Annotated in this window: 13 protein-coding genes; 5 read left to right on the top strand and 8 right to left on the bottom strand. The window is 72.6% G+C overall.

All coding sequences use genetic code 11. The features are described from left to right. Positions 1-84: 84 nt before the first annotated feature. The 5 genes from G6R25_RS29800 to G6R25_RS17125 all read right to left on the bottom strand — a co-directional run bounded on the left by G6R25_RS29800 (position 85) and on the right by G6R25_RS17125 (position 2971). Complete coding sequence (locus G6R25_RS29800) at positions 85-219, bottom strand: hypothetical protein (protein ID WP_336501702.1); 135 nt, start codon at positions 217-219, stop codon at positions 85-87. Positions 220-240: 21 nt separating this feature from the next. After that, a complete protein-coding gene (locus G6R25_RS17140) occupies positions 241-831 on the bottom strand; it encodes an LmeA family phospholipid-binding protein (protein WP_336501701.1) in 591 nt (196 codons plus the stop codon). Continuing rightward, the gene (locus G6R25_RS17135; RefSeq protein ID WP_163553800.1) at positions 828-1838 is read right to left on the bottom strand and encodes a hypothetical protein; all 1011 of its coding nucleotides are present in this window, start codon (positions 1836-1838) and stop codon (positions 828-830) included. Before G6R25_RS17135 ends, G6R25_RS17140 begins: the two co-directional genes overlap by 4 nt. Before the next feature lie 81 nt (positions 1839-1919). Beyond that, the gene (locus G6R25_RS17130) at positions 1920-2198 is read right to left on the bottom strand and encodes a MoaD/ThiS family protein (protein ID WP_235948803.1); all 279 of its coding nucleotides are present in this window, start codon (positions 2196-2198) and stop codon (positions 1920-1922) included. A 44-nt stretch (positions 2199-2242) separates the two neighbouring features. Then, on the bottom strand, positions 2243-2971 hold the full coding sequence (locus G6R25_RS17125) for an alpha/beta fold hydrolase (RefSeq protein ID WP_235948805.1): 729 nt from the start codon (positions 2969-2971) through the stop codon (positions 2243-2245). A gap of 274 nt (positions 2972-3245) precedes the next feature. On the opposite strand from G6R25_RS17125, the gene G6R25_RS17120 reads away from it, so the two are divergent. Together G6R25_RS17120 and mshD are read left to right on the top strand one after the other, a co-directional pair. Beyond that, complete coding sequence (locus G6R25_RS17120) at positions 3246-3998, top strand: winged helix family transcriptional regulator (RefSeq protein WP_163553798.1); 753 nt, start codon at positions 3246-3248, stop codon at positions 3996-3998. A gap of 155 nt (positions 3999-4153) precedes the next feature. Next, a complete protein-coding gene (gene mshD, locus G6R25_RS17115; protein ID WP_235948801.1) occupies positions 4154-5137 on the top strand; it encodes a mycothiol synthase in 984 nt (327 codons plus the stop codon). Between the two features lie 6 nt (positions 5138-5143). Here mshD and G6R25_RS17110 read toward each other — a convergent pair whose 3' ends face one another. Beyond that, the gene (locus tag G6R25_RS17110) at positions 5144-5503 is read right to left on the bottom strand and encodes an STAS domain-containing protein (protein WP_163553796.1); all 360 of its coding nucleotides are present in this window, start codon (positions 5501-5503) and stop codon (positions 5144-5146) included. A 300-nt stretch (positions 5504-5803) separates the two neighbouring features. Here G6R25_RS17110 and G6R25_RS17105 point away from each other — a divergent pair, with 300 nt between their 5' ends. Beyond that, complete coding sequence (locus G6R25_RS17105; RefSeq protein ID WP_163553795.1) at positions 5804-6271, top strand: hypothetical protein; 468 nt, start codon at positions 5804-5806, stop codon at positions 6269-6271. A 15-nt stretch (positions 6272-6286) separates the two neighbouring features. On the opposite strand, the gene G6R25_RS17100 is transcribed toward G6R25_RS17105, so the two are convergent. Next, positions 6287-6919 (bottom strand): TMEM165/GDT1 family protein, encoded by a 633-nt coding sequence (locus G6R25_RS17100; protein WP_163553794.1) that lies wholly within the window; start codon positions 6917-6919, stop codon positions 6287-6289. A 429-nt stretch (positions 6920-7348) separates the two neighbouring features. On the opposite strand from G6R25_RS17100, the gene selA reads away from it, so the two are divergent. Together selA and G6R25_RS17090 are read left to right on the top strand one after the other, a co-directional pair. Beyond that, complete coding sequence (selA, locus tag G6R25_RS17095) at positions 7349-8845, top strand: L-seryl-tRNA(Sec) selenium transferase (RefSeq protein ID WP_163553793.1); 1497 nt, start codon at positions 7349-7351, stop codon at positions 8843-8845. Next, entirely contained in the window at positions 8842-9318 is a 477-nt protein-coding gene (locus G6R25_RS17090) for a hypothetical protein (RefSeq protein WP_163553792.1), read from the top strand. The genes selA and G6R25_RS17090 overlap by 4 nt, the downstream gene beginning before the upstream one ends. Positions 9319-9342: 24 nt before the next feature. Here the strand turns inward: G6R25_RS17090 and G6R25_RS17085 are convergent, their stop codons facing one another. Further along, complete coding sequence (locus G6R25_RS17085) at positions 9343-10206, bottom strand: HD domain-containing protein (protein ID WP_235948798.1); 864 nt, start codon at positions 10204-10206, stop codon at positions 9343-9345. Positions 10207-10400 lie beyond the last annotated feature (194 nt).

Raw genomic sequence — 10400 nt, 5'->3', positions numbered from 1 at the left:
AGAGTAACCAGTCAGCACGGAAAGTGACCTTCGCGCGGCCCTGGGCCGGCACCATCTCTTTCCGGGCCGGCACCATCCGCCGCATCACCGGCCCGCGGTGGCCGCGTCGGCGTCAAGCACGACGTCTTGACCGCCGGCGACGAAGGCAATGCGATCGGCCATGACAGCCGCCGAGGTGAGCTGCATGTTGAACGGCAGGCCGGCGACCGGCACGCGCACGGTGAGCAGCGCGGCGGCGGCCTAGCGCAGCGCGGGCGGCAGGATCGCACCGACCGACCCGGACAGCTCACGCAGGGTGAACGTGACCGCGGCGGGCTGGACTCCGACGTCCGCCGTCCCGGACACCGGGTAGGCGGTCCCCAGGATCTCGACCGATCCCGCGACCCGGATCCCCTGCCCGTCCGGGCTGACCGCGGCAGTCGAGCCCTGGCTGCGCAGGTAGGCGTTGACGTCGGCGAACGTCAGCTCCACCCGGGCGGTGAGCCGATCCACCGGAATCCGCCGCACCTCGCCGCGGACGACGTCGGCGAGGGGGAGCCGCACGCCCGCGAGGTTCGCGTGCACCCGGTCCACGCGAACGTTCTGCTCGACGTGACCGCGCACGTCCACCTGCACGTTCCGGTAGTTCCCGGCGACGACCTGGGTGAGGAACGGGAAGCCGCCGAGCGACACTGTGGGACGAGACGGCAGGTGCTCGGTCCGCTGCGCCTGCGTGGCGATCTGGCCAGCGACGACCCGCGCGGCAACCCGGTCCACGGCGACGAGCACGATCAGTCCGACGACCACGACCACGACCGTGATGCGCAGGCCTCGACCGGCCGGACCGCTCATCCGGGGAGGTGCCGCCCGACCAGGTAGACCAGCGGCGCCGCGCACGCCAATGGCAGGATCGCGGCGAGCAGGACCTCCGCCGCCGACCGATCCGCCGCCGCGTCCCTGACCGGCCCCGCCGCACCGGCCCCGCCACCCGGTGTCCCCCCGGCAGCGGGCGATCCGGCCGCACGCGCGCGGGTCAGCACCAGATCCACCAGAGCCGCGACGGCCGCGCCCGAAGCAGCCGTCGCGAGCGCGGCGTTCAGGGTCAGGTCGTCGGGTCCGAGCGCGCCGAAGACCGCACCCGCGGCCACCGCGACGACCACGCCGAGCAGGTCGGCCGGCACCGTCGCCAGGCCGGCCCAGCCAAGTAGCCGGGCGGTCACGACAGCGCTGCCGGCACCCAGCAGGCCGGCGATCACCAGCAGGTCGGCCGGATGATGCGCGCCGTGCCCGGCCCGCAGCGCGAGGTATCCCGCGAACAGAGCGCTGAGGATGATCCCGCTCAGCGCGGTGGCCAGTTCAGCGCTTACCCGGGCGGTGGGATCCGGCGCCGCGGGGGAGTCCGGACGGCCCGCCGGGTCCGCCTCGCCGCCGGCGCGCGGGGGGACCGGGACGCGCAGCGTGAAGGCCCGGCGCAATGCCAGCTGGTAGAACACCACGACCGCGACGGCCGCCCCGACGACACCGGCGACCGAACCGTAGGCGTGCCGGTCCGAGACCAGCAGGACGACATCGGCGAGCACGGCCCACGCCGCGACCAGCGGGATCGTGCCCGAAGAGGCGCGCAGCGCCCGGCTCCACGCCCACGCGAACGTGGCCTGCTCGGCGGCCAGGACGGCCGCCAGCAGCCAGGTGGCAAGGGCGGCCGCGCCGACAGCCAGACCCATGGCGACCAGGGCGGCGAGGGCTGCGAGGGGCTCGCCGAGCCGCACCCACCGGGTCGACGCAACGGCCTGCGGGGCCGGCTCCCCCGACAGCACGCCGCGGGACAGCCCGGGATCGCCAGCGCTCACGCGCGTCATGCTGCCATGCCCGGCTGGCGGACCCGGCGCCGCACCGGCCGCGGGCCAGGTCGAACGGGCGGAAGGCGGAAGGCGGCGTTCTCAGCCGCCGGCGAACGGCGGCAGGGCCTCCACGACCGTGCCGTCGCGCAGGATGACCCCGGCCGGGTCACGCCGACCCACCGGCTGCTCGTCCACCAGGTAGGAGCAGCGCCGCAGCAGCGCGGGCAGGTTCCCCCCGTGGCGGGCCGCGACGGCCGCGAACAGCACCGCGAGCGTGTCCGCCTCGATCGTCTCCTCACGCACCCCCGCGGCGTCGCGGGCGGCGGCCCAGTACCGGACGGTGACCCGGGCGGCCGGCACGGCCGACGCACCCAGCACGGGCGACGCACCCAGCACGGATGGCCTCGGGCCGGTGCCCGCCATCATCTGGCCTCGACCACTGCGCCGCCGCGAGGCGCCGAGGCGACCGCCTCCACCGGGCCGGCGCCGCCGGCGGCGAGGCTCGCCAGGTGCGCACCGATGCGGTCGAGCAGGCCCGGACAGACCCCGGCCTCGGCGTGGCCGAACTCGGGTACCAGCCACATCTGCGCAGACTCCCCGGCGGCCGCGGCAAGAGCGCGCGGATGTTCCAGGGTGAAATACCGGTCACGATGCCCGTAAATGATCAGTAAAGGCATCGACGCAATGGTGCGGACGACTTCGACCGGAGAGGCAGGAATTGACACAAAAGCGCCGGGATCGATACGGACACGTAACGCACCTCGTGCCACCATCCGGCCAGTGGCATGCTCGGCGAGCCAGTGGATCCGCCGCATCGGCGCAGTGTCGCGGACGAACCATCGGCTGGTGGCGCTCACGCTGACAACCGCATCCGGGGGATGGCGCACGCGCAGCTCGTGACTCAGCGTACGATTTTTGGCCAATCCGGCATGACGGAGGACCGCGGCCCCGCCCATCGACCAGCCAATGGTGATAACGCGCTGGTAGCCGAGCCGGCGAGCTTCGCCGACGCCGGCGTCGACGTCGAACACCTCGCGATCTCCGAAGGTGCATGATCCACTAGAGCGACCATGACCCCACAGGTCCATGAGCAGCACTCCTACATATTTCCGTAACATGTCTGCAACATGCCGTAACGCCAAATACCTCATCGAACAGGAGAAGCCATGAGCGATCACGACCGCCAGCTCCCGCGACTCTCCGTGCACGACCCCAAGTTTTTGATCATGGTTCGTGGCCAGAATCTCAGAATCAGCGGTAGGCAGTAGCCCGTAGACGGTAGGAGCCAAGTAGGACACTCCGCTATCCTCCCCACATACCGGCCTTCGTTTCATGCCCATGACGGTCGTGAGACGCCCAGGGCCGGGCATCGAGTTACTCACCGGGTCGACGCTGCCCCACCACACACCACCTGGAGGAGTCGTCTTGAGCGTCGTCCTTTTACTCACCAACGCCCCCGGTCCCTCCGCCGAGTCGTTTCCGTCCCTTGGTCTGCTCACCCACACGGTACGGGTCGCTCCGCTGGAGGCGAGTGCCCTGTTGGATGCTCCGCCCGTGGACGTGATCGTGGTGGACGGACGCCGGGAACTCGTCATCGCTCGCGGCCTGTGTCGACTGCTGCGCACGACCGGACTCACGACGCCGCTACTCACCCTGGTGACCGAAGGCGGCCTCGCCGCGGTGTCGGCGGACTGGGGGGTCGACGACGTCGTCCTCGACTCCGCCGGTCCCGCGGAGGTCGAGGCCCGGTTGCGACTGGCCATCGGTCGGGTCGCTGCCGCCGGTGGCACGGCCGAGGCCGGTGTCATCCGGTCCGGCGATCTGTCGGTCGACGAGACCACCTACTCGGCCAAGCTGCGGGGCCGCCCGCTCGAGCTCACGTTCAAGGAGTTCGAGCTGCTCAAGTACCTGGCCCAGCACCCCGGCCGGGTCTTCACCCGGGCACAGCTGCTCCAGGAGGTGTGGGGCTACGACTACTACGGCGGCACCCGGACCGTGGACGTACACGTCCGCCGGCTGCGGGCGAAGCTCGGCCCCGAGCACGAGGCGATGATCGGCACGGTCCGGCACGTCGGTTACAAGTTCGTGGCACCACCGATCGCGCCCCTGCCGGAAAACGCCACCGGAGCGTCCACTCGCGTCGACCGGGACGACACCCGCACACCCGAGCGGGTCTAGGCGCCCCCGGCAGGCCCGCGGGCGGCGCTGATCGTCGGCGGCGCATCCGACCTGACGATGCCGGGTGGGAGATGTCCACGTCTCCTGCCCTGCATCGTCGCGTCGGGGCGACGGATCGCGGGACAGCCGACACCGAGAGCCCATACGGTCGTTCGGTGACGACCTCCCTGACCTGGCAGTCGACCCTGAGCGCCGCGGACGTGGACGACATTGCGAGTCTGCTTGCCGCCGCCGAGCGGGTGGACGGCACCGGGCCGATGTCCGAGGACGTCCGGCTGACCCTGCGCCCCGACCAGCGGATCGGAGCGGGCCGCCACCTGCTCGCCGTGCCCGCCGTGCCCGCCGCGGATACCGGGGCGTCGGTCACGCGGCCGCCGATCGTCGGCTACGCGCATCTGGGCGGCGCGATCGACAGCCGCCAGGCCGAGATCGTGGTCCACCCTGGGCATCGTGGCCAGGGGATCGGCCGTGCCCTGGCCACCGCGCTGACCGAGGCGCTCGGCGATCCGCCCGCCCGGCTCGACGTGTGGGCGCACGGCGATCTCCCGCCCGCGGCGGCTCTGGCCGGCCGGCTCGGGTTCACCCGAGCCCGGGTGTTGTTGCAGCTTCGCCGGCCGCTGAGCCCCGGCGCGCCGCTGCCGGAGCCGCACCTGCCCGCCGGGGTCACCGTCCGCGCGTTCGCCGCGGGCCGCGACGACAAGGCCTGGCTGGCCGTCAACGCCGCCGCGTTCGCCGATCATCCCGAGCAGGGTCGCTGGACGCTTGATGACCTGGCACTGCGCCGGGCCGAGCCGTGGTTCGACCCCCGCGGTTTCTTCGTCGCCGAACGCGACGGCCAGTTGGTCGGCTTCCACTGGACCAAGGTCCACGAGATGGACGAGACGCCGCCACCGGACACCCGCCCCGGCCCGATCGGCGAGGTGTACGTGGTCGGGGTGCTGCCTGGCGCGGGCGGAGCGGGGCTGGGACGCGCCCTGACTCTCATCGGCCTGCATCATCTACTCGCCGAGGGGCTCCCGGCGGTCCTGCTGTACGTGGACGAGGACAACGAACGAGCCGTACGGATGTACTCCGGCCTCGATTTCACCGTCCACACAAGCGATGTGTCCTACCACTGGCGCGGGCCGGTCACGGACTGAGGCCGGTCATCCGCCGCGGCGGGTCGCCAGGCCGGACGCCACGGTCGCGCCGCCGTGGTCGATTTCGATGACCGAGGTCAGGTGGGTGACGTGCAGCAGCCGGTAAGTATCCTCGTTGAGGTTGCGCAATGCCAGCCGGCCGCCGGCGGAGCGCTGACGCTGGTGGGCGAACAGGATGACCGCCAACCCCTGCGAGTCCAGGAAGCTCACCTGGGCCAAGTCGACGACGATGTCCCGGACTCCGGCGACGCGCGCGTCGAGCAGCGCCTCGCGCAGCGGATCCAGCGATGAGTAGTCGATGTCCCCAACCGGGTGCACGACGATGGCCTCGCGGGCGATCACTTCGACGCTGATGCATGGCTCCATGGCTCCGTTGACGACCGGACGACATGGGCGCCACGAGAAGCCAGCCGGGCTGCCTCCCGCTACGCGCCGCGCCCATGGCAAGCGCGACGATGGTCACCTACCCCCACCGCACCACTCCCACACCCGCCCCATTCACACTGGGAAGCGGTTTTTCTCACACCGGACCGACTCCGTCCCCCGGGGCCCACCGGCGACGGTAGTTGACACCCCCGCCCGCAGCCTGCCCCACGGACGCTCCCTGCCGGCTTCTCCCCGCCGCGCGGGATGGGATGACGAGTCGCCGGATGAGAGCGTCAGGACATGAACATCAACCCGCCACGGACCCCTGGCGGCTCCGCTCCCTCGAACGTCGTCACCTTCCTCAGCCGGCTGGACGGCGCCGCCGTCTCAGTCGGACCGCTGCCCGGCGCTGCGCCGACGTCAGGCGTGGTGCTGACCGCCCAGCGCCCCGACCGTGACCCGACCGTCCTGCGGCTGGCGCCGGACGAGGCGGGCCGCCTCGCGCAGCTGCTGTCCGCGGCCGCCGGGGGGTCGCCCCCCGCCCCGGCCGACCGTCGCGGCGGCAGCGACGGCGGCGGACAGGCCGCGGTTCACTCGCGCCACGTTGTCTGCGTCGCGGAGGGATCGGCGGCCGAGGAGCTGGCCCATGCGCTGGCGCTGCTGCCGGCGCGGGCGCGGCTCGTCGACTTCACCTCGGACACCGACGTCGTCCTCGTGTTTGCCACCGACGATCCGCGCTGGCCCCCGGTCGCGCGGCCGGCTCGATGACCGCGGTGGGCCCAGTCAGCCGCGCACCGCCTCGATCGCCGACACCGCGGCCAGAACCAGAAAGGCAACCGCGGCGATCCGGGTGATCACCGCGATGGGCATCAGGCGAAGCAGCCCGCGTCCACCGGCGATGGCCAGGCCGGCCACCGTCCACAGCGCCAGCACCGCACCGATCCAGACCGCCACCGGCGCGTCGAACCGGGCGGCGAGATTCGCCGGCGAGATCTGCGTCAGGTCGCCGAGCTCCGCGACGAAGACGACCCCGAAGGAGGTGGCCGCCACCCGCCAGAACGTTGTCGCCGTCGCCACCGGCGGCGGTGCTGCGGACCGATCGCCCGCAGTCTCGGCCCGATCCGGGTCGCCCTTGTCCTCGCTGCCGTGCTCACGGCCCTCGCGTAGCACGAGCCCGGCGCCGGCGGTGAAGAGCAGTGCCGTGATCACGTCGACGAGGCGATGCGGCAGCAGCGAGAAGGCGCTGCCGGCCGCCACCGCCACCGTGACGTGCACGACGAAGGCGAGTGCCACCCCGGCCCAGACGTGCAGCGGTCGGAAGCGACTGCCCAGCACGAGGCTCGCGACCATCGTCTTGTCGGGCAACTCGGCCAGAAAGATCACGCCGAAGGTGATAAGCGCTGCGGTGATATCCACGTGCCCGGGGCCTCTCCGTGAGGCCGGGCCGGAAGCGGAGACGCGCCTTCGACCCGGCATACCTGCCGTGTCGAAGGTCTCGCCCACCCGGCCGCATGGGTCGGGCCCGGCCGCCGGGTGCCCGCAGAACGGCCCTGAGGTGGGCCATTGAGCGGGCACCAGTATGTCGACGACCGGGCCGATCGGACGCCGCACCCGGCCGGCCCGGCGACGGACACTTCCATCGCTGCAGGCCGTGCGCACCGGAGACAGGCCGCTCGGCGGGGCTACTCCCCTTCGTGGGGAAAGAGTACAGGCCGCATGGCCCGCCGGCATTTGCCGAGATGCTCCCCTGACGTGGAGCGAGACAAGAGAACACAAAAGGACACCATCCATCGGTGGGGGCCTCCGTGAAAATCCCAAAAAGAAGCACTAACTTCACGTGGAGTGATGGACGACGCGGTTCCCCTCGCGTACCGCGCCGAGGACGGTCCGGTGCCGGCGACGCTCGCTCGTACAGCGACCGGCCTACGCCCGGTGATCAACGCCACCGGAGTGATCCTGCATGGCGCGCTCGGCCGGGCCCCGCTGTCGGCGGCCGCGCGGGCCGCGGTGGATCTGGCGGCCGGCACCACCGATCTCGAGCTGGACCTGCGCACCGGCCGCCGCGACCCCCGGGGGCGCACCGCCCTGGCCGCCCTGGCCGCGGCGGTACCGGCGGCGGCGGGCGTACACGTCGTCAACAACAACGCGGCGGGCCTCGCCCTCGCGGTGGCCGCGCTCGCCGGCCGGCGCGAGGTGGTGATCAGCCGGGGGGAGCTCATCGAGACCACCGACGGTTTCCGGCTGCCGGAGCTGCTGGTGGCCGCCGGCGCGCGGATGCGCGAGGTCGGCACCACCAACCGCACCACCCTCGGCGACTACGCGGACGCCATCGGCCCCGACATCGGCCTGGTGCTGCGCGTGCATACGACCAGTTACCAGGTGGTCGGGTTTACCGACAGCCCCGCCATCAGCGATCTCGCCGCCCTCTGCACCGACTTCGGCGTGCCGCTCGTCGGCGACTGCGGCTCAGGCCTGCTCCATCCCGAGCCGCTGCTCGACGCCGAACCCGACGTCACGAGCTGGCTCGGCTGGGGGGTCGGCGTGGTCACGACCAGCGGCGACAAACTGCTCGGCGGCCCGCAGTGCGGGCTGCTTCTCGGCCGGGCCGACCTGATCGACCGGATGCGCCGCCATCCGATGTCCCGAGCACTGCGCGCCGGCAAGCTCACCCTGGCCGCGCTCGAGGCGACCCTGCGCCATCCCGACTCGCCGGTCCGGCAGGCCCTGCGCGCCCGACCGGAGCGCCTGGCCGTCCGCGCCGAAACACTCGCGGCCTGGTTTCGTCACGCCGGGATCGCGGCGTCCGCCGTGGCCAGCCGGGCGCTCGTCGACGGCGGCACCGGCGCGACGGCGGACGGCGGCGCCTGCGGATGCCGGCGTGGGTGGGCCACGGGCGCGGACCAGACCGTCGGACGAGCGGCGTTCGGGGCGCGGGGGTGTGGATGCGTCGGGACCGAACTGCCCAGCGCCGCCGTCGCACTGGACGCGATGATCGCCGCGCCGCTGCGCCGCGGTGAACCATCCGTCCTCGGACGCGTCGAGCAGGGCTGCTGCCTGCTCGACCTGAGGACCGTGCCGGCGGAGATCGATCCGGTGCTCGCCGCCGCCGTGCTTGCGGCCGCGGCCGAAGTCAGCGTGAGCACCCTCACCGACGCCCCCACCGAGCCGCACGGCACAGCGGCGGGCGACACCGTCATCACGGCGGGCGGGTCGGCGGTGGGCGGTGTGCCCGCGGTGGGCCGTGTCCCGGCGGCGGGCGGCGCCATCGCGGCGGCGGACATGGTGACCGTCGAGTCCATGACCATCCCGCCCACCGCCGTACCGAATCGGCGGGCGCCGTGAGCCGCATCCGGTTGCGCGACATTCCCGCCGTGGCCGATACCGGACGTCGGCTCGCCGGCGCGGCCGGAGGATCGGTCCTGTTCTGCTACGGGCTGGTCCACCTACTGGTCTGGCCCGGGGCTCCGACCGGCACGCCGGGCGAACGCTACGGCTGGGACGGGGAGACGGAGCTACTCGGGTGGCTGCCCGCCTGGGCGGTCTGGACAGTCGGCGGGATCCTGCTGGCCGCGGCCGTGCTGGGGCACGCCGTCGGCGGGGCCGGGCTTGCCGGGCTGCCCATCGCACGCCGGTATCGGCTGGCCGCGACCGGCACGGGGGCAGCCGGTTCCCTCGCGCTGTTCGCGGTGGCCTGGCCGGGGCTCGCGCCCACCCCCACCGAGTTCAGCGCCGGGCCGCTTGTCAGTGGGTTACTGCTGGCGAGTGTCGTCGCAACGATCTGGGCGCAGCGTCACCCGCCGCCGGCCGGCATATAGGCCGGCTCGAGCAACCCAGGCGGCTCAGCCGAGGACGTGCAGCTCCCGAGCCAGGTTGAGGCGGGCCAGCGGTTCCCAGCTTCGCCGCGCCCAGGCCGTCGCGTAAACCGGACCGTCCAGCAGGCTACGCAGGACCTGCGCCCGCCCCTCGCGCCAGGCCTGCTCGCCGACCCAGCCGTATTCCCGGCGGACCCGGCGCACATAGCGATCGTAAGCGGCCGGAGGTCGAGCCAGAACTCGCAGGTCAGCGTCGTTGACGAGGGCCTCATCGGGGCGAGTCGACCGGTGCGAGGCCGTGGCGAGGACCAGCCGGGCGACCGCCGCGCCGATCGCCGCGGGACAGCCCAGGCGAGCGAGCACGTCGATCGCCAGCTCCGCGGACCGCTGCTCGTTGTCCGCCAGCCGCGGCTCGTAGACGGCGTCGTGAAAGTACACGGCGAGCACGCAGGCGTGCGCGGCACGCTCCGCGGGTGGCCGGTACTCGGCGGCTAGCAGCACCCGCAGCGCCGCAGACATCTCCGCAACGTGCCGCAGGGTGTGGAAGTGCCGACCCGGCTCTTGATAGCGCCGGGCCACATCGACGAAGGCCGCGACCCGATCACCCACATCGGCGCGGGCGCCGGCCGTGACCAGTGCATCGTCGAAGACCCGGGCCAGCGGCGATCGGGGAACGGCCGCGGCAGCCTCGCCGCCGTGGCTCAGATTCCCACGCCTCCACGTCTCAGCGGGCCTCCACGCTTCAGCGGGCCTCCACGCTTCAGCACGCCCTCTCACATCCGCGCTCTCCCTCCCGGACCGTCGCGTCGCCGCCGGCCGGCGCGCGCCGGCGTAGATCATGATGTCGATCGTGCTCGCGGCGCGCGCCGTCGGCCGGACGAATGCCTCCATCTGATACCAGAATGGTTCTTCCCTACTGGTCACCGGCCCGGCCCTGGGCACCCCATGCCAGCCGAGCTCCCCTCGAACCCGATGCGGGGCGGACACATTCCCCCGATGCGGGCTGGCATAAGGGGCGCGTGACATGGAAGCTATTCCGAAACCGCCAGGTTGATCCTTTCGAAACTCGGGTGACGGTCAGCGAA

Origin of the sequence: Candidatus Frankia alpina (genome assembly GCF_902806485.1) — a bacterium.
In the GTDB taxonomy this organism is placed as follows: domain Bacteria; phylum Actinomycetota; class Actinomycetes; order Frankiales; family Frankiaceae; genus Frankia; species Frankia alpina.
The sequence above is the reverse complement of the archived record's forward strand: the minus strand, read 5'-3'. Positions and strand labels throughout refer to the sequence as shown.

Bases quoted from the DNA above. Each gene is read 5' to 3' on its own strand.
- G6R25_RS17140 (WP_336501701.1), bottom strand. From the start codon at position 831: ATGAGCGGTCCGGCCGGTCGAGGCCTGCGCATCACGGTCGTGGTCGTG.
- G6R25_RS17135 (WP_163553800.1), bottom strand. From the start codon at position 1,838: ATGACGCGCGTGAGCGCTGGCGATCCCGGGCTGTCCCGCGGCGTGCTG.
- G6R25_RS17125 (WP_235948805.1), bottom strand. From the start codon at position 2,971: ATGAGGTATTTGGCGTTACGGCATGTTGCAGACATGTTACGGAAATAT.
- G6R25_RS17110 (WP_163553796.1), bottom strand. From the start codon at position 5,503: ATGGAGCCATGCATCAGCGTCGAAGTGATCGCCCGCGAGGCCATCGTC.
- G6R25_RS17105 (WP_163553795.1), top strand. From the start codon at position 5,804: ATGAACATCAACCCGCCACGGACCCCTGGCGGCTCCGCTCCCTCGAAC.
- selA (WP_163553793.1), top strand. From the start codon at position 7,349: ATGGACGACGCGGTTCCCCTCGCGTACCGCGCCGAGGACGGTCCGGTG.
- G6R25_RS17085 (WP_235948798.1), bottom strand. From the start codon at position 10,206: ATGGAGGCATTCGTCCGGCCGACGGCGCGCGCCGCGAGCACGATCGAC.